The 22,683-nt window shown below is 74.5% G+C and carries 18 protein-coding genes and 1 pseudogene; 12 read left to right on the forward strand and 7 right to left on the reverse strand.

Features of this window, described 5'->3' with window-relative positions:
• Positions 1-119: 119 nt before the first annotated feature.
• Positions 120-1,187 (reverse strand): NADH:flavin oxidoreductase/NADH oxidase, encoded by a 1,068-nt coding sequence (locus tag CIK06_RS07425; protein WP_095564200.1) that lies wholly within the window; start codon positions 1,185-1,187, stop codon positions 120-122.
• A 220-nt stretch (positions 1,188-1,407) separates the two neighbouring features.
• On the opposite strand from CIK06_RS07425, the gene pcaF reads away from it, so the two are divergent.
• The 7 genes and pseudogenes from pcaF (at position 1,408) to CIK06_RS07460 (ending at position 11,834) form a co-directional block, all read left to right on the forward strand.
• Complete coding sequence (gene pcaF / locus CIK06_RS07430; RefSeq protein WP_095564201.1) at positions 1,408-2,613, forward strand: 3-oxoadipyl-CoA thiolase; 1,206 nt, start codon at positions 1,408-1,410, stop codon at positions 2,611-2,613.
• A 51-nt stretch (positions 2,614-2,664) separates the two neighbouring features.
• Positions 2,665-3,165 (forward strand): DUF456 domain-containing protein, encoded by a 501-nt coding sequence (locus CIK06_RS07435; protein ID WP_095564202.1) that lies wholly within the window; start codon positions 2,665-2,667, stop codon positions 3,163-3,165.
• Positions 3,166-3,376: 211 nt separating this feature from the next.
• Positions 3,377-4,786 carry a glutamine synthetase family protein gene (locus tag CIK06_RS07440; RefSeq protein WP_095564203.1) on the forward strand — a complete coding sequence of 470 codons (1,410 nt, stop codon included), beginning with the start codon at positions 3,377-3,379 and terminating at the stop codon, positions 4,784-4,786.
• Positions 4,787-4,812: 26 nt separating this feature from the next.
• Positions 4,813-6,168 carry an aldehyde dehydrogenase gene (locus tag CIK06_RS07445; RefSeq protein WP_095564204.1) on the forward strand — a complete coding sequence of 452 codons (1,356 nt, stop codon included), beginning with the start codon at positions 4,813-4,815 and terminating at the stop codon, positions 6,166-6,168.
• A 5-nt stretch (positions 6,169-6,173) separates the two neighbouring features.
• Positions 6,174-6,940 (forward strand): annotated as a pseudogene (locus CIK06_RS07450) (3-oxoacyl-ACP reductase).
• Entirely contained in the window at positions 6,937-7,737 is an 801-nt protein-coding gene (locus CIK06_RS07455) for a gamma-glutamyl-gamma-aminobutyrate hydrolase family protein (protein WP_369916112.1), read from the forward strand. Before CIK06_RS07450 ends, CIK06_RS07455 begins: the two are co-directional and overlap by 4 nt.
• A gap of 83 nt (positions 7,738-7,820) precedes the next feature.
• Positions 7,821-11,834, forward strand: coding sequence for a SpoIIE family protein phosphatase (locus CIK06_RS07460; RefSeq protein ID WP_095564205.1), 4,014 nt, complete (start codon positions 7,821-7,823; stop codon positions 11,832-11,834).
• A gap of 23 nt (positions 11,835-11,857) precedes the next feature.
• Here the strand turns inward: CIK06_RS07460 and CIK06_RS07465 are convergent, their stop codons facing one another.
• A complete protein-coding gene (locus CIK06_RS07465; protein WP_198348129.1) occupies positions 11,858-12,172 on the reverse strand; it encodes an STAS domain-containing protein in 315 nt (104 codons plus the stop codon).
• Between the two features lie 91 nt (positions 12,173-12,263).
• Here CIK06_RS07465 and map point away from each other — a divergent pair, with 91 nt between their 5' ends.
• Both map and CIK06_RS07475 read left to right on the forward strand, forming a co-directional pair.
• On the forward strand, positions 12,264-13,121 hold the full coding sequence (gene map / locus CIK06_RS07470) for a type I methionyl aminopeptidase (protein ID WP_095564206.1): 858 nt from the start codon (positions 12,264-12,266) through the stop codon (positions 13,119-13,121).
• Complete coding sequence (locus tag CIK06_RS07475; protein WP_095564207.1) at positions 13,118-13,834, forward strand: VIT1/CCC1 transporter family protein; 717 nt, start codon at positions 13,118-13,120, stop codon at positions 13,832-13,834. Before map ends, CIK06_RS07475 begins: the two co-directional genes overlap by 4 nt.
• Before the next feature lie 54 nt (positions 13,835-13,888).
• Here CIK06_RS07475 and CIK06_RS07480 read toward each other — a convergent pair whose 3' ends face one another.
• The 5 genes from CIK06_RS07480 to CIK06_RS07500 form a co-directional block, all read right to left on the reverse strand.
• Positions 13,889-15,433 (reverse strand): glycosyltransferase family 39 protein, encoded by a 1,545-nt coding sequence (locus tag CIK06_RS07480; protein WP_095564208.1) that lies wholly within the window; start codon positions 15,431-15,433, stop codon positions 13,889-13,891.
• A 39-nt stretch (positions 15,434-15,472) separates the two neighbouring features.
• Complete coding sequence (locus CIK06_RS07485) at positions 15,473-15,937, reverse strand: nitroreductase/quinone reductase family protein (protein WP_095564209.1); 465 nt, start codon at positions 15,935-15,937, stop codon at positions 15,473-15,475.
• A gap of 80 nt (positions 15,938-16,017) precedes the next feature.
• Positions 16,018-18,750 (reverse strand): FtsX-like permease family protein, encoded by a 2,733-nt coding sequence (locus tag CIK06_RS07490; RefSeq protein WP_198348130.1) that lies wholly within the window; start codon positions 18,748-18,750, stop codon positions 16,018-16,020.
• Positions 18,747-19,511: an ABC transporter ATP-binding protein gene (locus CIK06_RS07495; protein ID WP_232534067.1), complete on the reverse strand. Its 765-nt coding sequence runs from the start codon at positions 19,509-19,511 to the stop codon at positions 18,747-18,749. The genes CIK06_RS07490 and CIK06_RS07495 overlap by 4 nt, the downstream gene beginning before the upstream one ends.
• Positions 19,508-20,113 carry a PadR family transcriptional regulator gene (locus tag CIK06_RS07500; protein ID WP_095564210.1) on the reverse strand — a complete coding sequence of 202 codons (606 nt, stop codon included), beginning with the start codon at positions 20,111-20,113 and terminating at the stop codon, positions 19,508-19,510. Before CIK06_RS07500 ends, CIK06_RS07495 begins: the two co-directional genes overlap by 4 nt.
• A gap of 417 nt (positions 20,114-20,530) precedes the next feature.
• Here CIK06_RS07500 and rimP point away from each other — a divergent pair, with 417 nt between their 5' ends.
• Genes rimP through CIK06_RS07515 form a run of 3 tightly spaced genes read left to right on the forward strand, consistent with a single transcriptional unit; the run spans position 20,531 to position 22,674 of the window.
• A complete protein-coding gene (gene rimP / locus CIK06_RS07505; RefSeq protein WP_095564211.1) occupies positions 20,531-21,274 on the forward strand; it encodes a ribosome maturation factor RimP in 744 nt (247 codons plus the stop codon).
• Complete coding sequence (nusA, locus tag CIK06_RS07510; protein ID WP_095564212.1) at positions 21,271-22,326, forward strand: transcription termination factor NusA; 1,056 nt, start codon at positions 21,271-21,273, stop codon at positions 22,324-22,326. Before rimP ends, nusA begins: the two co-directional genes overlap by 4 nt.
• Before the next feature lie 15 nt (positions 22,327-22,341).
• Complete coding sequence (locus CIK06_RS07515; RefSeq protein ID WP_095564213.1) at positions 22,342-22,674, forward strand: YlxR family protein; 333 nt, start codon at positions 22,342-22,344, stop codon at positions 22,672-22,674.
• Positions 22,675-22,683: the final 9 nt, after the last annotated feature.

Raw genomic sequence — 22,683 nt, forward strand, 5'->3', positions numbered from 1 at the left:
GACTTCTCCGGAGTCGTTTGCCGAGATCGTCAAGCTGGTGTTGGGCCAGTTTCCGCACCGCCGCCCTGAACCTGGAACAGTGATGATCGTCTTAGGGAGTTCGGCACCTCGAATGGCCCTCAGTGGGCGCGCAGGTACTGGTCCGGCCAGTGCGGCTCGGCGCCCAGCGTCACGGCGGCCCGCTGCGCCCAGTACGGGTCGCGGAGCAGTTCGCGGCCCAGCAGCACCAGGTCGGCCTGGCCTGTGGCGACGATCTCCTCGGCCTGGGCCGGCTCGGTGATCAGGCCGACCGTGCCGGTCGGCACGCCGGCGTCCCGGCGTACCCGGGCCGAGAGCGGCACCTGGTAGCCCGGTCCCAGCGGAATGTCGGCCCGCGCCGCGACGCCGCCGGAGGAGCAGTCGATCAGGTCGACGCCGGCCGCGGCAAGCTCCTTGGCCAGCACGACGCTGTCGTCCACGGTCCAGCCGCCGTCGACCCAGTCGGTCGCGGAGATCCGGGCCAGCACCGGCACCGCGGCGCCGACAGCCGCCCGGACCGCCTGCGCCACCTCCAGCGCCAGCCGCATCCGGCCGGCGCGGTCCCCGCCGTACGCGTCGGTGCGCTTGTTGCTCAGCGGCGACAGGAACTCGTGCAGCAGGTAGCCGTGTGCGGCGTGGATCTCCACGGCCGCGAAGCCGGCGTCCACGGCCCGGCCGGCCGCGGCGGCGAAGGCCGCGACCACCTCGGCGATGCCGGCCTCGTCGAGCGCGACCGGCGTCCGGTACTCGGGCACGAAGGGCTGGTCCCCGGGGGCGACCGGGGTCCAGCCGCCGTCGTCGTCCGGAACGCCGCCGCGCTCCGGCGCCCAGGGCCGGTACGTCGAGGCCTTGAAGCCCGCGTGCGCCAGCTGCACGGCCGGTACGGCGCCCTGCTCGGTGATGAACCGGGCGATCGGCCGCCAGGCGTCCACGTGTGCCCCGGACCACAGCCCGGTGTCCTGCGGGGTGATCCTGCCCTCCGGGACCACGGCGGTGGCCTCGGTGAAGACCAGCCCCACCCCGCCGACCGCGCGGGAGCCCAGGTGCACCCGGTGCCAGTCGGTCGGCAGCCCGTCGGGGCCGGCGCTGTACTGGCACATCGGGGACATGGCGACCCGGTTGGGCAGGGTGACCTCCCGCAGGTCGAGCGGGCGGAACAGCGACGTCACGGTGTACTCCTCGGCAAGCGGTCCGGTCCCTCCATCGCTGGGCGACGATACGCGCGGCGGTGCGCGAGGTGGAAGGAGCGCCACTCGTGATGCTCCTTACGGCATCGACGGATCGGCGGCCCGGTCTCCCGCCCTGACCGGCTATTCTGGCCGCCGAGCCGGCGAACCGCGTTCCGGATCGGCGGTCCACCCGTCCGTCCCGTCCCGAAGGGCTGAGCCGATGACCACGGCGTACCTCGTCTCCGGTGTCCGTACCCCGATCGGCCGTTACGGTGGCGCGCTGGCCGGCGTCCGGCCCGACGACCTGGCCGCGCACGTCATCCGGGAACTGGTCGCCCGGCACCCGGGGGTGGACTGGGCGGCCGTGGACGACGTGATCCTCGGCTGCGCCAACCAGGCCGGCGAGGACAACCGCAACGTGGCCCGGATGGCCGCGCTGCTGGCCGGCCTGCCGGAGAACGTGCCCGGCAGCACCGTCAACCGGCTGTGCGGCTCGGGGCTGGACGCGCTGGCCTCCGCGGCCCGGGCCGTGGCGGCCGGCGAGGCCGACCTGGTGGTGGCCGGCGGGGTGGAGAGCATGACCCGCGCCCCGCTGGTGATGCGCAAGGCCGGTACGGCGTGGTCCCGGACCGCCGAGGTCTTCGACACCACGATCGGGTGGCGGCTGGTGAACCCGGCGATGAAGGCCGGCTGGGGGATCGACTCGATGCCCGAGACCGCCGAGAACGTGGCCGCCGAGTACGGCGTGGACCGCGCCAGCCAGGACGAGTTCGCGCTGCGCTCCCAGCAGCGGGCCGCGAAGGCGCAGGCCGGCGGCCGACTGGCCGAGGAGATCGTGCCGATCGAGGTGCCGGAGGGCCGCCGCGGTACCCGGCTGGTGGCGGCCGACGAGCATCCCCGGGAGACCTCCCTGGAGAAGCTGGCGGCGCTGCCCACGCCGTTCCGCGCGGGCGGCACGGTGACCGCCGGGAACTCCTCCGGGGTCAACGACGGCGCGGTGGCGCTGCTGGTGGCCAGCGCCGCCGCGGTGTCCCGGTACGGGCTCACCCCGCTGGCCCGGGTGACCGGCGCCGCGGCGGCCGGCGTGCCGCCGCGGATCATGGGGATGGGTCCGGTGCCCGCCACCCGCAAGCTGCTCGGGCGCACGGGCCACGAGATCGCGGACATGGACGTGATCGAGCTGAACGAGGCGTTCGCGGCGCAGGCCGTGGCGGTGCTGCGCGAGCTGGGTCTGCCGGTCGACGCCGAGCACGTCAACCCGAACGGCGGCGCCATCGCCCTGGGTCACCCGCTCGGCGCCAGCGGCGCCCGGCTGGCGCTGAGCGCCGCGCTGGAACTGCGCAACCGGGACGCGGCGCGGGCGCTGGCCACCATGTGCATCGGGGTCGGCCAGGGCATCGCGCTGCTGCTCGAAGCGGCGGACTGAGCCGGCACGGGCCGGATGGCGGCCGTTGCGCGGATGGGGCACGCTGGCGGAGTGGATCTGACCGACACCAATGGCCTCGTGACGCTGATCGCCGGGCTGGCCATCGTCCTCGGGCTCGTCTCGATGGTGCTGCCCGGGCTGCCGGCGCTGCCGGTCTGCTGGGCCGGGGTGCTGGTCTGGGCGATCTTCAGCGACGCCGGTCCGGGCCGCTGGCTGGTGTTGGCCGTGGCCACGGTGCTGGCCCTGGGCGGAACCGTGGTGAAGTACCTGCTGCCCGGGCGCAACCTGAAGCGCAGCGGAGTACCCACCCTCTCCCTGTTCTGGGGCGCGGTGCTCGGGATCGTCGGCTTCTTCGTCATCCCCGTGGTCGGTCTGATCATCGGCTTCATCGCCGGGGTCTTCCTGGCCGAACTGGTCCGGCTGGGCGACGTCGGGCGGGCCTGGCCGTCGACCTGGTACGCCGTCAAGGCGACCGGCCTGGCCGTGATGATCGAACTGTGCGCCGGGCTGGCCATCGCCGCCGTCTGGATGCTCGGACTCTTCGTGGCCTGAGCCGGACCAACCCGCTGATCCTGGATCTGCTGGCCCGACACCGCCGACCGGCACCACTCGTTCCCCGGACGGCGCCCGAACACGGACGGCGCCGGAACATGGACGGCGCCGGAACACGGCCGGCCCGCCGACCGGGTTTGCGGGCGACCCGCCGAGGGGCATTGACGGTGATCCGCTCGGGCCAGTAGACCTTGGTGATGGAGGCCGCGTGATGACGAGAGCGCCGTTGACGCTGGAAGAACTGCGGGTCGCCGTCGTGGCGGGTGAGATCGACACGGTGGTGCTGGCGCTGGTGGACATGCAGGGCCGGTTGCAGGGCAAACGCTTCCACGCGCCCTACTTCCTCGACGAGGTGGTCCGGCACGGCAGCGAGGGCTGCAACTACCTGCTCGCGGTGGACGTCGACATGAACACCGTCGACGGGTACGCGATGTCCAGCTGGGACCGCGGCTACGGCGACTTCGCCATGGTGCCGGATCTGGGTACCCTGCGCCGGGTGCCGTGGCAGCCCGGCACCGCGCTGCTGCTGGCCGACCTGACCTGGCCCGACGGCGGGTCAGGCGGCGGGACGGACGGCGGGTCAGGCGGCGGGGCGGACGGCGGCCCGGTGCTGGCCTCGCCCCGGCAGATCCTGCGCGGCCAACTCGACCGGCTGGCCGGGCACGGCCTCACCGCGTACGCCGGCACGGAGCTGGAGTTCGTGCTCTTCCGCGACTCGTACGAGGAGGCGTGGCGGCGCGGATACCGGGAGCTGACCCCGGCCAACCAGTACAACGTGGACTACTCCCTGCTGGGCACCGCCCGGGTGGAACCGCTGCTGCGCCGGATCCGCAACGAGATGGCCGCCGCCGGGCTCACCCCGGAGAGCGCCAAGGGCGAGTGCAACCTCGGCCAGCACGAGATCGCGTTCCGCTACGCGGAGGCGCTGAGCTGTGCGGACAACCATGTGATCTACAAGAACGGGGCCAAGGAGATCGCCGCCCAGGAGGGCATGTCGATCACCTTCATGGCCAAGCCGAACGCCCGGGAGGGCAACTCCTGCCACATCCACTTCTCGCTGCGGGACCGTGCCGGCCGCTCGGCCATGCCGGGTGACGGTCCGGCCGGGCTCTCCCCGACCGGGCAGCGGGCGCTGGCCGGGCTGCTGGCCACGATGCGCGAGCTGAGCCTGTTCTTCGCACCCAACATCAACTCCTACAAGCGCTACCAGCCCGGCTCGTTCGCCCCGACGGCGCTGCGCTGGGGGGTCGACAACCGCACCTGCGCGCTGCGGGTGGTCGGGCACGGCCCGGGGCTGCGGGTGGAGAACCGGGTGCCGGGCGCGGACGTCAACCCGTACCTGGCCATCGCAGCTCTGGTGGCCGGCGCCCTGCACGGGATCGAACGGGAGCTGCCGCTGGAGCCGGAACTGGCCGGCAACGCGTACGGCGACCAGGAGGCGCCCCGGGTGCCCGGGACGCTGCGCGACGCCCTCACCGCCTGGGAGGAGTCCGGGGTCGCCGCCGGCGCGTTCGGGGCCGACGTGGTGGCGCACTACGCCAACCAGGCGCGGGTGGAGCTGGCCGCCTTCGACGCCGCGGTCACCGACTGGGAACTGTTCCGTGGTTTCGAACGGCTCTGACCGGTGCCGACAGGGGTGACGCGGGCGTGACCGAGGTGCACAATCCGGCGACCGGTCGGCCCATCGCCGACGTACCGGAAACCGATCTGGCCGGCACCGACGCGGTGATCGCCCGCGCGGCGGCGGCGTTCGGGTCGTGGCGGGCGGTGGCGCCCGGCGACCGGGCCCGGCTGCTGCGCCGGTTCGCGGCGGTGGTGGACGAGCACCGGGACGAGCTGGCGGAGCTGGAGGTCCGCAACAGCGGGCACACCATCGGCAACGCGCGCTGGGAGGCCGGCAACGTCCGGGACGTGCTGGACTACTACGCGGGCGCGCCGGAGCGGCTCACCGGCCGGCAGATCCCGGTGCCCGGCGGGGTCGACATCACGTTCCACGAGCCGCTCGGGGTGGTCGGTGTCATCGTGCCGTGGAACTTCCCGATGCCGATCGCCGCCTGGGGCTTCGCCCCGGCCCTCGCGGCCGGCAACACCGTCCTGGTCAAGCCGGCCGAACCCACCCCGCTGACCGCGCTGCGGCTGGCCGAACTGGGCCGCGTGGCCGGACTGCCCGACGGGGTGTTCACGGTGCTGCCCGGCCGCGGCGAGGTGGTGGGGGAGCGGCTCGTGACCCACCCGGCGGTCCGCAAGATCTGCTTCACCGGCTCCACCCGGACCGGCACCCGGATCATGGCCGGCTGCGCGAGCCAGGTGAAGCGGGTGACGCTGGAACTCGGCGGCAAGAGCGCGAACATCGTGTTCGCCGACGCCGACCTGCCCCGGGCGGCGGCCAGCGCGCCGTACGCGGTCTTCGACAACGCCGGGCAGGACTGCTGCGCGCGGTCCCGGATCCTCGTCCAGCGCGCCGCGTACGACGAGTTCCTGGCGCTGCTGGAGCCGGCGGTGCGGTCGCTGCGGGTGGCCGACCCGGCCGACGAGAGCAGCGAGATGGGTCCGTTGATCTCCGCGACCCAGCGGGACCGGGTGGCCTCGTACGTGGCCGGCGCCCGGGTGGCGTACACCGGCGGTTGCCCCGACGGCCCCGGCTTCTGGTACGCCCCGACGGTGCTGCTCGCGGACTCGCCCGCGGACCGGCACTGGCGCGAGGAGATCTTCGGCCCGGTGGTGTCGGTGCTGCCGTTCGACGACGAGGCCGAGGCGGTGGCGCTGGCCAACGACACCGAGTACGGCCTGTCCGGCTCGATCTGGACCCGGGACGTGGGGCGGGCGCTGCGGCTGGCCCGCGCGGTGGAGGCGGGCAACCTGAGCGTCAACTCGCACTCCTCGGTGCGGTACTGGACGCCGTTCGGTGGGATGAAGCGTTCCGGGCTGGGCCGCGAGCTGGGTCCGGACGCGCTGCACGCCTTCACCGACGTCAAGAACGTGTTCATCTCGACCGAAGGGTGACAGACGTGCAGGGTCGGCTTCAGGACCGGGTCGCCGTGGTGACCGGCGCGGGCAGCGGCATCGGGCTGGCCACCGCGCGTCGGCTCGCCGCCGAGGGGCCCGGGTGGTGTGCGTGGACATCGCCGTCGAACCGGGCCGGGCCGCGGCGGCGGAGGTCGGCGGCGAGTACGTCGAGTGCGACGTCGCCGACGAGGCCGCGGTGCGGGACCTGTTCGACGGGGTGGCGGGGCGGCACGGCCGGATCGACGTGGCGTTCAACAACGCCGGCATCTCGCCGCCGGACGACGACTCGATCCTGGAGACCGGCCTGGCTGCCTGGGAACGGGTGCTCCGGGTCAACACCACGAGCGTCTACCTGGGCTGCAAGTACGTCATCCCGCACATGCTCCGGCAGGGCAGGGGCTCGATCATCAACACCGCCTCGTTCGTGGCCCTGATGGGCGCGGCGACCTCGCAGATCGCGTACACCGCGAGCAAGGGCGGGGTGCTGGCGATGACCCGGGAGCTGGGCGTGCAGTTCGCCCGGCAGGGCATCCGGGTCAACGCGCTGTGCCCGGGTCCGATCGCCACCCCGCTGCTGCGGGAGCTGTTCGCCGCCGATCCCGAGCGGGCCGCCCGGCGCCTGGTGCACGTGCCGATGGGCCGCTTCGGCGAGCCGGCCGAGATCGCCGCCGCGGTCGCCTTCCTGGCCAGCGACGACGCGTCCTTCATGACCGCCGCGCAGTTCGTGGTGGACGGCGGCATCACCGGCGCGTACGTGACGCCGCTGTGAGCGCCGGCAGCGGGCCGTCGCGCACCCCGGATCCGGACCCCGGCGGGCCGGTGCCGGCCCGCCGGCCGGTGATCGGCATCACCACGTACGTGGCACCGGCCTCGTTCCGCGGCTGGACCGACGTACGGACCGCCGTGTTGCCGCACTCGTACGTGGCGATGGTCCGCGCGGCCGGTGGCCACGCGGTGCTGCTGCCCTCGGACGATGCCGGCACCGCCGTGCTCGCGGCGCTGGACGGCATCGTGTTCGCCGGTGGCGAGGACGTCGATCCGGCCCGGTACGGCCAGCCGGCCGGGCCGCACGTCGACTGCGTCCCGGAGCGGGACGCGGGGGAGCTGGCGCTGCTGGCCGGTGCGCTCGCCGTGGACCTGCCGGTGCTGGGTGTCTGCCGTGGGATGCAACTGCTGGTCATCGGGTACGGCGGCGGGCTGCACCAGCACCTGCCCGACGTGCTGGGGCACCACCGGCACCGCCCGGCGCCGGGGACCTACGGGCGGCACGGCGTCCGGTTCGCCCCGGGCAGCGCGGTCGCCGCGCTGATGGCCGGCTCCGCCGAGGTGAACACCTACCATCACCAGGGGGTCGCCGACCCGGGTGGGCTGCGGGCGACCGGCTGGGCCGACGACGGACTCATCGAGGCCGTCGAGGATCCGGACCGGCGCTTCGTGCTGGGGGTGCAGTGGCACCCGGAGACCGACGGGGACGTACGACCGTTCGCGGCGCTGGTCCGCGCGGCCGGTGGCGGTGCCGGCGGTTCGCGGCCGGCGGCGGGTTATCTTCCGGATCCGGCAGGGTAGGAGGCGGGTCACGGCGGGCGGGCCGACGCGGGCCGACGCGGGCCGACCTGGCCACCGGCGACACCGTTCGTGCGGGAGGTTCGATGAACTCGGCTTCCGGGGCCGATGACAACCAGCCGACGATCGATGCCGGCGCCGGGGTACCGGCGCCGGAGTCCGCCGTGCCCGTCGCACCGACGGGACCGGTCCGGCTCGACGCGCCGCGCCCCGCCGCGGTGCCCGCGCAACCCGATCGACAACCCGAAGGGCCGGGGCAGCCCGACGGGCCGGGACAGTCCAACCGGCCGGGGCAGCCCGACGGGCCGGCGCAGCCCAACCGGCCGGGGCAGCCCGACGGGCCGGCGCAGCCCAACCGGCCGGGGCAGCCCGACGGGCCGGCGTCGCCCGCGGTGCCGGCCGGCCTGGCCGCGGCGCTGGCCGACGGCGGGGAACTGGGCCGGCTGCTCAGCCAGGTCGACTGGTCGGCCTCCCCGCTCGGTCCGCCCGGCGGCTGGCCGGCCGGGCTGCGCGAGGCGGTCAGCATGCTGCTGGTGTCCAGTGCCCAGATCGTGCTGTTCTGGGGCGAGGACTACCGCGCCATCTACAACGACGCCTACCGGCCGACGATCGGGGACAAGCACCCGCAGGCGCTCGGCAGCCCGGGCCGGGAACACTGGGCGGAGACCTGGGACGTGCTCGGGCCGCTGCTGGACGAGGTACGCCGCACCGGCCGGGCCTTCCACGCCACCGACCACCCGTTCCTGCTGGACCGGCGGGGCTTCGTCGAGCGGGTCTACTTCGACATCTCGTACGACCCGGTCCGGCTGGCCGACGGCACGGTCGGCGGGGTCTACTGCATCGTCACCGAGACCACCGGCCGGGTGCTCGGCGAGCGCCGGCTGCGGGCGCTGGCCGGGTTGGGCGGCCGGCTCTCCGGGATGGCCGGCACCGCCGAGCTGGCGCAGGCCGTCGGTCAGGTGCTCGCCGAGCACACCGACGACCTGCCGTTCACCCTGCTGTACCTGCGCGACGAGGCGACCGGCCGGCTCGGGCTGGCCGCCACCAGCGGCGTGCCGCCGCCCGAGGTCCGGGCCGCCGGCGGCGAACCGCCCCCGCCGCTCGCCGCCGTCCTGGCCGGCGGTGAGGCCCGGACCGCGCCGGCCGCGGACTTCCTCACCGCGGTGCCGGCCGCCGCCGCGGCCGAGGTGACCATCGAGCCGGTCGTGGCCGGTGCCGAGACCGCCGGGGCGCTGGTCCTGGGCACCAGCGCCTGGCTGGCGCCCGACCCGGACTACCGCACGTTCCTGCGGCTCATCGTGACCCAGGTGTCGGCCGCGCTGGCCGGCCAGCGGGCGTACGAGCACGAGCGCGCCCGCGCCCTGGAACTGGCCGCGCTGGACCGGGCCAAGACCAACTTCTTCGCCAACGTGAGCCACGAGTTCCGTACCCCGCTGACCCTGATCCTCGGCCCGCTGGAGACCGCGCTCGGCGACCCCACGCTGCCGTCCGAGTACGAGCGGACCCTGGCCACCATGCACCGCAACGCGCTCCGGCTGCTCAAGCTCGTCAACACCGTGCTGGACTTCTCCCAACTGGAGAGCGGCCGGATGAGCGTCCGGTACCGGCCCACCGACCTGGCCGGCTACACGGCCCGGCTGGCCAGCACCTTCCGCTCGGCCGTCGCCCGCGCCGGCCTGCGGCTGGAGGTGGACTGCCCGCCGCTGCCGGAGCCGGTCCACGTGGATCGCGACCTGTGGGAGAAGATCGTCCTCAACCTGCTCTCCAACGCGCTCAAGTACACCTTCACCGGCGAGATCGGGGTGCGGATCCGCGGCGCGGCGGACGGGGTGCGACTCACCGTCTCGGACACCGGGGTGGGGATCGAGGAGAGCGAGCTGCCGCTGATCTTCGAGCGGTTCCACCGGGTGCCCGGCGCGCGGTCGCGGGTCCACGAGGGGACCGGCATCGGGCTGGCGCTGGTGCGGGAGCTGGCCGAACTGCACGGCGGCTCGGTCACCGTCGACAGCCGGGTGGGCACGGGCAGCGTGTTCACCGTCACGGTCCCGCTGGGCCGCGGCCACCTGCCCGCCGAGCGGGTCGACACCAGCGCCGGCGAGCCGGACGACGGACCGGACCGGCCGCTGCCGGAGGAGGAGCCCCGGTGGGACGCCGGGGCGCCGGACGGTGGCCTCGCCGTACCGGCCGGCGCCGCCGGGGTGCCGACGAGGGGTACCGGCCCGTCGGCGGGTGGTGCCGCGACGGGTGGTGCCGCGGCGGGCGGTGCCGCGGCGGGCAACGGCGCGAGGCCGCCCGGCCGGATCCTGGTCGTGGACGACAACGCCGATCTGCGCGACCACCTGAGCCGGCTGCTGGGCCCGTACTGGGACGTCGTCACCGCGCCGGACGGCCAGGCCGCGTTCGAGCTGGCCGTGCGTACGCCGTTCGACCTGGTGCTGACCGACGTGATGATGCCCCGGCTGGACGGGGTGGGGCTGGTCCGGCGGCTGCGCGCGGAGCCGACCACCCGGCACGTGCCGATCGTCCTGCTGTCCGCCCGGGCCGGCGCCGGCGACGCGGTGCACGGCCTGGACGCGGGGGCGGACGACTACCTGGTGAAGCCCTTCTCCGGCCCGGAGCTGACCGCCCGGGTGCGGTCCAACGTCGAGCTGGGCCAGTTGCGCGGCCAGATCATCCAGCGGATGCGGGCGCTGGCCGACGCGGCCGTGGCGATCAACACGGCGCGTACCACGAATGACGTCCTGCGGGCCGCGGCCCGGCACGCCCAGACGCTGGTCCGGGCCGGACGGGTGGTGGCCACCGTGCCGGGTGCCCGGTTCGAGGTCGACGGCGGTGGCTCCCCGGACGACCCGTCCAGCGAGGTCCCGCTGGTCGGCACCACCGGCGACCGGCTCGGCGAGCTGCGGGTGTGGCCGGGCGGCGGCCGCGCGGGCGAGCCCGCGGACCCCGCCCTGGCCGAACTGGCCCGGCTCACCGGGGTACGCCTGGAGAACGCGCGGCTGTACGAGACCGAGCACCAGATCGCCACGACCCTGCAACACAGCCTGCTGCCCGGGTCACTGCCCCGGGTGGCCGGTGCGGTGCTGGCCGGCCGGTACCTGCCGGGCAGCACCGATGTCGAGGTCGGCGGCGACTGGTACGACGTGCTGACCGTGCCCGGTGGCCGGCTCGCGCTGGTGATCGGCGACGTGGTCGGCAAGGGCGTCCCGGCCGCCGCGGCCATGGGACAGCTCCGCAACGCGCTGCGGGCGTACCTGCTGGAGGGCTTCGACCCCGGGATGTCGCTCGGCCGGTTGAACCGGCTGGTCGGTGCGGCCGGACGGCGGCCCTTCGCCACCGTCGCCTGCCTGCTGTTCGACCCGGCCACGGGCCGCCTCCGGTACGCCAGTGCCGGTCATCCGGCGCCGTTGCTGGTCCCGCCCGACGGCCCGGTGACCAGCCTGTACGAGCGGGCAATGGGCCCACCGATCGGTGCGTTGCGGGCCACCCACTACCCGACCCGGGCGACCCGGCTCGATCCGGGCACCCGGCTGCTGCTCTACACCGACGGCCTGATCGAGGACCGGGCGGTGGGCATCGACCGGGGCATCGAGTGGCTGCGGGAGCGCGCCGGGATCGCCGCCGACCACGTCGAGGATCTTGTCTCCGCCCTGCTCGAACCGGTGGCCCGGCGGTCCCGCCGGGACGACGTGGCGGTGCTGGCGCTGGAGTCGGTCGAACCCGACCACCTGGCGATGCGGCTGCCCACCGATCCCACCAGGCTCGCCGTGCTGCGCCGGCGGCTGGAGGACTTCCTGGTGGCGCACCGGTTGACCGAGGCGGACCGGTTCGACCTGTCGGTGGCCATCTCGGAGGCGGCGGCGAACGCCATCGAGCACCCCCGCAGCCCCCGTGAGCCGTTCGTCCGGTTGGACGTCACGATCCGGGACAACGAACTGGTGGCGGTGGTCCGGGACAGCGGCCAGTGGCGTGAGGAGCCGGCAGTCGGGTTCCGCGGCCGGGGTCTCGCGCTGATCGAGGCGCTCGCGGGGCTGACCGTGACCCGCGGACCGACCGGGACGAGCGTCACCCTGCGCCGGCGGTTCGAGCCCGGCACCTGAGCGCCGCGGCCCGCGGCGGTGACTCAGCCCGGATGCAGCCAGGGCTGGTCGCCGAGGCCGGATATGTCCAGTACCCGACGCACCTGTCGGGAGGGCAACACGGTCAACGCGTCCGGAAACTCCTCGGCGAGCCGGACGACGGCGTGGATGGCGGCCGAGTCGAAGAACGACACCGACCGCAGGTCGAGGGTGATCCGACGTACCCCGTCCTGGTTGGTCGACCGGATCATCGCGTCCGCGGTGGCCATGTCGACCTCGCCGGAGACGAGTACGCGCACGTGGTCGCCCTCCACCTCACTGGTGGCGGCAAAGAAGGAATCCGGATCGGCTTGATCCACGAGGACACGATGGCACAGCGCCCGGGCCGGAGCAACAGGCGACGCCGCCGGCCCGCCGGCCCGATCCGGCTGCGGCGATAGTCTGGAAGACATGACCGTCCGTGCGCCGCTCACCCCCGGCACGCTCTCCCCATGGCGAGACGTGCCGCCCACCATCGCCCGCCCCGAGTACGTCGGCAAGAAGGAACCCCGACCCTGGCGCGGGTCGCACGTGCAGACGCCCGGGACGATCGAGAAGATGCGGGTGGCCAGCCGGCTCGCCGCCCAGGCCACCCGGCTCGCCGGGGAGCACTGCAAGCCCGGGGTGACCACGGACGAGATCGACCGGGTGGTGCACGAGTTCCTGGTCGACAACGGCGCCTACCCGTCGACGCTCGGCTACCGGGGCTTCCCCAAGTCCTGCTGCACGAGCCTCAACGAGGTGATCTGCCACGGCATCCCGGACTCCACCGTCCTGATGGACGGCGACATCATCAACGTCGACGTCACGGCGTACCTGGACGGGGTGCACGGCGACACGGACGCCACGTTCTGTGTGGGCGAGGTCTCCGAGGAGGCCCGCCTGCTGGTGGAGCGGACCCACGAGGCGATGATGCGCGGCATCCGGGCCATCCGGCCCGGCCGGCAGATCAACGTGATCGGCCGGGTGATCGAGTCCTACGCCCGCCGGTTCGGCTACGCCGTGGTGCGGGACTTCACCGGGCACGGCATCGGCGAGTCGTTCCACAGCGGGCTCTACATCCCGCACTACGACAACCCGCGTTCGAGCGAGATCATCGAGCCGGGGATGACGTTCACCATCGAGCCGATGATCTGCCTGGGCACGTACGAGTACGACGTCTGGGACGACGGCTGGACGGTGGTCACCAAGGACCGGAAGTGGACGGCGCAGTTCGAGCACACGATCGTCGTGACCGATGACGGTGCCGAGATCCTGACCCTGCCGTGACCGCGAGTCCGGCGGCGCTCCAGGAGGCGCATCATGCCGACATTTCGGGCGGCTGGCTGCGGCCCGCGGTGTTCGGCGCCATGGACGGCCTGGTCACCAACATCGCGCTGATCGCCGGCGTGGGCGGCGGTGGGGCCGCCCCGCACAGCATCGTGCTGACCGGCGTCGCCGGCCTGGTGGCCGGGGCCATCTCGATGGGACTGGGCGAGTACACAAGCGTCCGGTCGGCCAACGAGCAGGTGGCAAACGAGGTCGCCAAGGAACGCCGCGAGCTGGAGCGGCATCCCGACGTGGAGGCGCGGGAACTGGCCGCCGCCTGGGTCGCCCGGGGCGTGCCGCCGGAGCTGGCCGCGCAGGTCGCCGACGCGTTGCGCAACAACCCGGAGGAGACGCTGCGGATGCACGTCCGCGAGGAACTCGGGGTGGACCCGGACGAGCAGCCGAGCCCGTGGACGGCGGCGTTCTCCTCGCTGCTCTGCTTCTCGGTCGGTGCGTTCGTGCCGCTGCTGACGTACCTGTTGGGGTTCACCAGCCTGGTGCTGGCGCTGGCCGTGGGCGGCCTGGGACTGTTCGTCGCCGGCGCCGTCGTGGCCCGGTTCACCAACCGGCGCTGGTGGCTCAGCGGCGGCCGGCAACTGCTGCTGGGTGCCGCCGCGACCGCGGTGACCTACCTGGTGGGCAAGCTGATCGGCGTCTCCGGCATGCTGGGCTAGGGGCGCAGCCGGGCCGTGCGGCGGCATTCGCGGTCGTACGCCGCCGGGCGCCCCTCAGCCGAGGTCGCGCAGCTTCGGCCACACCTGCGACCAGGGTGCCCGGATGTCCCGGCACAGCCAGATCGGCGTGTCCTGCTCGTCGTTGTCCAGTCCGTACCCGTTGTCCACCCGGGCGGCCAGCCGCACCGAACCGCACCAGCCGGTCGGCCCCACCGGGCCGCCACCCACCACGATCACCGGACCCGTCGCGGCGTCCGGCGGCGGTCCCCAGCGCCAGAACGCCAGGTGCGGGCTGTACGGCCGGGGGAGACCGTGTGCCGGCCCGTACCGGTCGATCGCGCCGGCCTCGCCGTAGTTGCTGGCCACGATGACCGCGCCGGCCCGCTCGTCGGTCGGGATCGAGGCGTACACGGTGGCCACCGTCCGGACCAGTTCGGGCCAGCCGACGGTCTCACCCGCGTCGTGGTTCATCGCCGCCTCGGGGGTCTCCGGCAGCGTCCGGACCGGATAGATCGGCAGGCCCAACGCGGCGGTCGCGGCGGCGTTGAGCGCCACCGCCGTACCGGCCAGCGCCCGCCGTCGTCCGGCGGCGCCGCGCTCGATCCAGCCCACGGTGGCGATCGCGCCCGCCGCGACCAGCCCCGGGTACGCGCCGACCGGGTAGTACTCCCGGCCCTCGGTGATCAGCACCAGCGCCAGGACGACCAGATACGCCACCCCGAGAAAGCGGTACGGGCGGGCGTCCGGGCTGCGCAGCAGCCGCCACAGCCCCGCGATCCACAGTGCTGCCACGGGCGGCCCCAGCATGAGCAGTTGGCTGGGCAGCAGCCCGAGCCGGCCGCCGAAGTCCGCGTCGGCGCGGATCACCGCGGTCATCGCCACCTGCGGCCAGCCGTGCGTCGCCTGCCACCACAGGTTGGGCGCCCAGAGCACCACCGCGATGACGGCGCCGAGCCACAGCGGCGGACGGGCCAGCAGCGACCGCGGCCCGGCGACCAGGATCGACAGCCCCAGCGCCGCGAGGAACAGCACGGGCAGCGTCTTGGCCAGCAGCCCCACCCCCACGACCGGCCCGAGCAGCAGCAGCGTGCTGTCGTCCCGGGTCCGCACCCAGCGGGCCAGCAGCCAGGCCACGCTGGTCCAGCAGGCGATGTCGAACGGCGTGGTGCTCAGCAGGTGGCCCGAGACGATCACCGCGGGTGCGGTGGCCCAGACCGCCGCGGCCAGCACCTGCGCCCGTCGGCCGCCGCCCAGTTCCCGGGTGAGCAGACCGACCACCAGCACGGTGGCCGCCACCACGAGCGCCGAGGGCAGCCGGAGCGCGACCAGCGAGCCGTCGGTGAGCCGGTCGGTGAGCCGGGCCAGCGCCGGCACCAGCGGCGGCTGGTCGTCGTAGCCCCAGGCGAGGTGACGACCGGCGACCCGGTAGTACAACTCGTCGCGGTGGTAGCCGTACCGGCCGGCGAAGGCCAGCAGCAGCAGACCGATCGCGCCGGCCACACCGAGCAGCGGACCCCAGGCGACGGGTGGAGCGGGTCGCTCGCGCGCACCGAGTACCGGCACGGGTGCCGGCCGGCTCGGCGACGGGGCGTCGGTCACCGGACCAGGGTATCGGCGAGCGTCGAGCGGAGCATCCGCTCAGGCGGGCTCCAGCCGGAACACGGCGATGTCGCGGTTCGCGGCGCGCTCGGCGTACGTGCGGTAGGCCGGCCACTCGGCGACGAGCATCGCCCAGAGCCGGTCCCGTTGCGCACCGTCCACCCGCCGGCCCCGGACCGGTACCCGGATGCCGCCCACCGTCACCGTTGCGGCCGGATCGGCCAGCAGGTTCAGCACCCACGCCGGATGGTGCGGCTGTCCCCAGTTGGAGCCGGCGACGACGTACGCGTCACCGTCGCGGGCGTACAGCAGCGGGCTGTCCCTGGGCAGCCCGGACCGCCGCCCGGTGGTGGTGAGAATCAGCGACGGCGCCAGACCGAGCGCGACCACCCGGCCCCGGGTGAGCCGGCCGACGAGCCGGTCGGCCGGCACGAGCGTCCGGAGGGCGGCCACGAACCACGCCTCGTGGCCCAGCCTGCGCACGAGCCTGCCCACCGTCAACATCCGGCCAGTGTAGGGACCGGCCCGCCACGACCGGGGCCGGGGCGTGGGCGCAGACGCCGGGGGAGGGCGCACGCCGGCGATCAGCCGGCGCGGCGTTCGACGGGCAGCCGGGAGCGGGTCAGCAGCCCGGCGCCGGCCGTCGCCACCAGCGGGACGACCGCCAGGACCGCGGGCACCGTCCAGGGCACCGTGAACGGGTACGGCGGCTGCACCGGCCAGCTTCGGGCGAACCCCTGGTTGTACGCGAGGATGATCGCCGCCGCGGCGGTCAGCCCGGCGGCGGTGCCGAGCAGGGATCCCAGCCCGGCGATGGTGCCCGACTGGCTGAGCGACAGCACCCGGCGGACCCCCGGGCCGGCCCCGACGGCGGCCAGTGTGGACAGATCGGCCCGCGAGTCGGCGGCCACCAGACCGGTGGCGATTCCGGCGGCGCCCAGGGTGATCAGGGCGGCGGCGAGGGCCAGCACCAGCAGCATGGGATCTTCGTCCCGCTCGGGTCGCCCCCGGGCCACCTCGGCGGTCAGGCCGGGGGCCAGGTCGTGCAGCGCGGCGGTCAGCGCATCCTGCTGGGCCACGGTGGGCACCGCGTCGGTGCCGAGCACGAACCCCCACGGCTGTTCGGCCAGACCCACCCGGCGGATCAACTCGGGCGGATAGAACTGGCGCGGCAGGTCGATCCCGGTGCTCAGCACGTACGCCGGAACCGAGATGGTGGGCAGCGGGGAATCCGGCGTCCGGGCGGGGTCGGTCCGCCCCGTCCCGTCGTCGACGAGGATGTCGACCCGGCCGCCGGTCACCAGCCGCGGGTCGGTGACCACCACGCCACCGGCGGCCAGCATGGCACGGGCTCGACGCAGGTCCTCGCCGGTGGCGCCGGTCAGCAGCGGCAGCGCCGCCCCGTCGTCGACCACGTTCTGAACGAACGACCCCTGGTACCACCCCGCAGTCTGCGCGCAGCGCGGGTCGCGGGCGGCCCGCGCCGTGTCGGCGCCGGTCGGTGGCCCGCCGCGCGGGTACGGGCAGCGCTGGCTCTCCGGCACCCGCACGTCGATGGCGCAGCCCTTTCCCGGCGCGTCGGACCGGCAGGTCGGCAGGCGTACCTCGGCCACGGCGCTGACCGGGAGGCCGGCGGCGGCCCCGCCGACCTGGGCGGCGGTGACCGGTCCTGTCGCCTGGTCCGGCCGCGAATCGTCGCCGCCCAGGGTCACGGTGATGTGGCCCAGCGGTACGGTGTCCCGGAACTGTCGGGCCGTGCGGGCATCCGCGCCGGCCAGGAAGATGCCCAGGGCCACGGTGCCGGCGACGGCGGCCATGATCGCGGAGATGGCCGGCGAGGTGGCACCCCGGTTGCGGGCCGTCTCCCGCAGCGCGATCCGGGGCGCCAGCGGCAGCAGCCGGCCCGCGCGGGCGATCAGCCCGACCAGGCTCGGCGTGCAGAACACCAGGCCGACCTCGGCCAGGACCAGGCCGGCGAGCACCAGGCCGGTGCGGAGCTGCCCGGCGCCGTAGCAGGCGAGGACGGGCCCGAGAACGGCCAGCGCCAGTCCGGCCACCAGCCACCGGCGGCGGGACCGCAGGACACCACGGCGACCGGTGAGGCCGGCCAGTACGTCCTGCCGGGCGGCGGTGACCGCCGGCACCAGCGCGGCGAGCACCCCGGTGGCCACGGCCAGCGCGGCGATGCCGAGCAGCGCCAGCGGGAAGACCCGGTACCCGCCGGCCCGGCTGTGCGCCATGTGCTCCTCGACCAGCGGGCGCACCGAGATCGCGAGCGCCACCCCGAGGACGATCCCGAGCATCGCGCCGGCAAGCCCCAGCACCACCCCGTCGGCCAGCACCAGCCGTCGCTGGTGGCCCGGGGTGCCGCCGTTCGCGGCCAGCAGCGCGAGTTCCCGGCGCCGCCGGCGGGCACCGACCGCGAAGGCCGGTCCGGCGAGCAGCACCACCTCCAGCACCGCGAGCCCGCCGATCAGGACGCCGATGCTCAGCTCGTCGACGGCGCCGGAACCGGTCTGCGGGGGCATCGCGAGCTGGCTCGCCGGGGGCGGATCGAGCAGCACCGCCCGGGAGGTCACCGCCATGCCCTCGGCGTTGAGCCGGCGGACCTGCGCCCAGTCGACCGGGGCCGGGGTGTCCACCAGCCAGGCCGGGAAGAAATCGGTGCCCAGCACGCCGTCCCGGATGCTGGCCGGCGGCACCACCAGCACCTCGCGGAGGTTGTCCGGCGTCTCGACCGTGCCGACGACGGTCCACCGGCGGGAGCCGTCGGCCAGCTCCACCGGGTCGCCGATCCGGACGCCGAGCCGGCGTTCCGCCGGCACGCTCAGCACGGCCTCCCCGGGGCCGGCCGGGGCACGTCCGGTCAACACCGTGGCCAGCCCGCGGGTGAGCGGGTCGGCGAGGTCCAGCCCGCGGACCGCCACCGTGCCGACGCCGGCCGCGGTGCGCAGCCGCGGCCAGGTCTGCTGCACCACCGGGCTGACCCGGCTGCCGGCCGGCAGCGCCGCGAGCAGTTCGGCCGAGGTGGCGGAGCGCCGCGGCCGGCCGTCGAAGCTGTAGCCGTCCCCCGCCGGGTCCTGGTTCACCGGACCGTCGCTGAGCCACTGGACCAGGGCGTCCGCCGTTCCCAACCGGCGGTTGGCCGTCTCGTCCGGGGTGAGCCGGAACATGTCGTAGCTCGCGGCGGCGAAGCTCAGGCCGAGCACCGGAAGCGCGATCATCGCGAGCACCAGGGCGCTGCGGCCGCGCGAGCGCCGGCTCTCCCGGGCGGCGATCCGCAACGCGGTACGCCAGCCGGTGAACCAGCCGTTCACCGGTCCGCCGCCGGGAGCAGGTGTTCGGGGCCGGTCAGCGGGCCGGAGGTGTCCACGATGCAACCGTCCCGCAGGAACACCACCCGGTCGGCCCAGCCGGCGTGCCGGGCCTCGTGGGTGACCAGCAAACCGGCCCCGCCCGCGTCGATCCGGGTCCGCAGGAGCCGCAGCACCGCCTCACCGGTCTGCGAGTCGAGCGCGCCGGTCGGCTCGTCGGCGAGCACCAGCCGCCGGTCACCGACCAGGGCACGGGCGATGGCCACCCGTTGCTGCTGGCCGCCGGACAGGTCGTCCGGGAACCGGGGACCGAGGTCGGCCAGGTCCAGCTCGGCGAGGGCGGCGACGGCGAGTCGCCGAGCCCGCCGTACCCGCATCCCGTCCAGTTCCAGCGGCAGCGCCACGTTCTCCGCGGCGGTCAGGCTGGGCAGCAGGTTCAGGTCCTGGAACACGTACCCGACGTCGCGGCGGCGGAGCCGGGCGAGCTGCCGCCGGTCGAGCGAGCCGAGGGTGCGTCCGTTGACCCGCACCTCGCCCCGGGTGGGCGCGTCCAGGCCGCCGGCCAGGTTCAACAGGGTGGACTTGCCGGACCCGGAGGGTCCCATCACGGCCACGAGTTCCCCTGGCCGGACCGTGAGGCTCACCCCGCGCAGCGCGTGCACGGCGGCGGGACCTCGGCCGTGGGTGCGGTGCACGTCCCGCAGGTCGAGCACCGGGGCGGGCGCGGCGGCCGCGGTGGGCGTGGTCGGGTCCGCGGCGCTCACCGGCGTACCTCCGTTGCGGCGTCGGCGTCGGTGCCGGCGGCCCCGTCCGGGTCCGCGGGCGGCGCGGACCCCGCCGCGGTGCCGGTCGGCCGGCGCCGGGCCAGGGTGGTTTCGCAGTGGTCCAGCCAGCGGATCTCCGCCTCGGCCTGGAACAGCATGGAGTCCAGGACCAGCAGCCAGGCCAGCTCGGCCGGCGTGGCGGCCCGGGACTTGAGCCGGGTGAGTTCCTGGAGCGTGCGCATGGTCGCGGTGCGTTGGGTGCGGATGACGGCGCCGGCGTCGACGCCGGGGGTCGCGACGGCGAGCGCGAGTTTGATCGCGAGTTCGTCGCGGGGGCGTTCGTCGCGGCCGAGCGGGCTGGTGAACCAGAGCGTCAGGTCCGCGCGGCCGGCGTCGGTGATCTCGTACGGCCGTTGCGTGCCGTCGGTGTCGGGCAACTGCCGGACCAGTCCGTCGCGTTCCAGCCGGGCGAGGGTGCTGTAGACCTGCCCGATGTTCAGCGGCCAGGTGCCGCCGGTGGAGTCCTCGAAGCTCGCGCGGAGCTGGTAGCCGTGCATGGGCCCGCGCTCGAGCAGCGCGAGCAGGCCGTGTCGGATGGACATAGATACGGAGTATGCATACCGAGTATGTTCATGGCAACGCGACCGGCCGGCGGGTCCGGCGGTTCGCGTGGATGGCGGCGCCAGGCCGGGCGGCCGACACCGTGCCGACGCGCCGGGAGCGACGCGCCGGGAGCGGTCGTTTCCGGCGCCGCCCCGATCGGCGCCGAGCCGGGGCGTGGGCGTGGTGAGAACCGGCCCGAACTGCAAGATCGGGTGCGGCCGTCCGGGCGGGCCGTCCCGGGTCAGGCCACCCGGACGTTCCGCTACCGCCCGTGGCCGGGACGAGTCGGTGCGCCGACGGGGCCGTCGGCCGGCCAGCGCGTTACGCTCTGCGCAGCCGCCGAGCGCACATGCCCGGTGGCGTACTGGCCTGGCTGCCCGACGAGGGTTCCACGATCACGGAAGGGGTGCGGGGGGATGACGCAACGTGGCCGCGCCTCGGGCCGGTCGTCGGGCGGCCCGCGTCCGGCGCGTACCCGCTCGGGAGACCGGCCGCGGACCGGCGACGGTCCGCGCGGCGACCGGCCGCGGGCGGACCTGCCGGCGCGGCGGCAGCGGCTCCGCGAGGTGATCGAGCCGGTGGTCGCGGCCGCCGGGTACGACCTGGAGGACGTCTCGCTTTCCCGGGCCGGCCGCCGGCACGTGGTACGGGTGATCGTGGACGGCGATGCCGGGGTGAGCCTGGACGCGGTGGCGGAGGTGTCCCGGGACGTCTCCAAGGCGCTGGACCGCGCCGAGGAGACCGGCGGCGACCTGCTGGCCGGCGAGTACCAGTTGGAGGTCAGCTCGCCGGGTGTGGACCGTCCGCTGACCCTGCCCCGGCACTGGCGGCGCAACGTCGGCCGGCTGGTCCGGGTCACCGTGCGCGTGCCCGGCGCCCTGCCGGCCCAGCGCGCGGGCGCGGTGCCGGAGGCGGAGGCGGAGTCGTCCGGGGCGGAGTCGTCCGGGCGGGACCGGCAGATCACCGGTCGGGTGCTGGCCGCCGACGACGAGTGGGTGACCATCGACGTGGCGGGCGAGCCGGCGCGATGGAGCTATCCGGACCTGGGGCCGGGCCGGGTGCAGGTGGAGTTCACCCGGCTGGATGACGCCGACGACGCCGACGAGTCGGCTGAGTTCGACGATTTCGACGATGAGGATGTGGAGGACGAGGAGAGGTGAACATCGACCTCGCGGCGCTGCGCGCGTTGGAGCGCGAGCGGGAGATCCCGTTCGAAACCATCCTCGCGGCCATCGAGACCGCGTTGCTGACCGCGTACCGGCATACCGAGGGCGCGCAGACGCACGCCCGGGTCGAGATCGACCGCAAGACGGGCGCGGCATCCGTGTTCGCCCAGGAGATCGATGCCGACGGCGCGGTGACCCGGGAGTGGGACGACACCCCGCACGACTTCGGCCGGATCGCGGCCATGACCGCCAAGCAGGTCATCCTGCAACGCCTGCGCGAGGCCACCGACGAGGTGCACTTCGGCGAGTACGCCGGCCGGGACGGTGATCTGGTCACCGGCGTCGTCCAGGCGCACGAGGCGCGCAGCGAGAAGGGCATCGTCAGCGTCGACCTGGGCAAGCTGGAGGCGGTCCTGCCGCAGGCCGAGCAGGTGCCGGGTGAGCGGTACGAGCACGGCCAGCGGTTGCGCTGCGTGGTCGTGCACGTGGCGAAGACCTTCCGCGGCCCGCAGATCACCCTGTCCCGGTCGCATCCGAACCTGGTGAAGAAGCTGTTCGCACTGGAGGTGCCGGAGATCGCCGACGGCACCGTGGAGATCGCGGCCATCGCCCGGGAGGCGGGCCACCGCACCAAGATCGCGGTGCGGTCCACCGTGCCGGGGGTGAACGCCAAGGGCGCCTGCATCGGGCCGATGGGCCAGCGGGTCCGGGCCGTGATGAGCGAGTTGCACGGCGAAAAGATCGACATCATCGACTGGTCGGACGATCCCGCGGCGTTTGTCGGCAATGCGCTGTCGCCGGCCAAGGCGTTGCGGGTCGAGGTGGTGGACGCCGCGAACCGGACGGCCCGGGTGACCGTGCCCGATTTCCAGCTTTCGTTGGCGATCGGGCGTGAAGGGCAGAACGCCCGTCTTGCTGCCCGACTGACCGGTTGGCGGATCGACATCCGGTCGGATACCGACACCGGAAATGGGCCCTCGCCGGCCGCCGCGCGAAGCAACGCTGATCACGTACCCGAACCGGGCGGAGCGATCTCGGCCGGGTAGGGGTAAACTTTCTCAGTGGTACGACGGACGCGGGCGGTGCGCACCTGTGTGGGTTGCCGTCAGCGTGCGTCCGTCCAGGAGTTACTGCGGTTCACTGCGGTCGGTGTGGAGGGCGATCACGTTCTCCGGCCCGATCCGGACCGCCGACTGCCGGGTCGGGGGGCGCATCTGCATCCGGACCCGGCTTGTCTCGCGCTCGCCCAGCGGCGTCGCGCCTTCGGGCGGGCGTTGCGAATCGGTGGAGTTCCCGACACCGATGGGCTGGCGAGGCACATCGAAGCGTCACCCCCGACGTCCGGTCACCCTGACCGGACGCGGGTCGCAAGCAAGGTAGGCAGACCGACATGAGCACACGAT

The sequence above is a fragment of the Plantactinospora sp. KBS50 genome, from assembly GCF_002285795.1.
GTDB lineage: Bacteria > Actinomycetota > Actinomycetes > Mycobacteriales > Micromonosporaceae > KBS50.

What these genes read in the sequence shown, in the direction of transcription:
- CIK06_RS07440 (WP_095564203.1), top strand. Translation starts at nt 3,377, where the DNA reads ATGACGAGAGCGCCGTTGACGCTGGAAGAACTGCGGGTCGCCGTCGTG.
- pcaF (WP_095564201.1), top strand. Translation starts at nt 1,408, where the DNA reads ATGACCACGGCGTACCTCGTCTCCGGTGTCCGTACCCCGATCGGCCGT.
- CIK06_RS07485 (WP_095564209.1), bottom strand. Translation starts at nt 15,937, where the DNA reads ATGTTGACGGTGGGCAGGCTCGTGCGCAGGCTGGGCCACGAGGCGTGG.
- CIK06_RS07460 (WP_095564205.1), top strand. Translation starts at nt 7,821, where the DNA reads ATGAACTCGGCTTCCGGGGCCGATGACAACCAGCCGACGATCGATGCC.
- map (WP_095564206.1), top strand. Translation starts at nt 12,264, where the DNA reads ATGACCGTCCGTGCGCCGCTCACCCCCGGCACGCTCTCCCCATGGCGA.
- CIK06_RS07500 (WP_095564210.1), bottom strand. Translation starts at nt 20,113, where the DNA reads ATGTCCATCCGACACGGCCTGCTCGCGCTGCTCGAGCGCGGGCCCATG.
- rimP (WP_095564211.1), top strand. Translation starts at nt 20,531, where the DNA reads ATGACGCAACGTGGCCGCGCCTCGGGCCGGTCGTCGGGCGGCCCGCGT.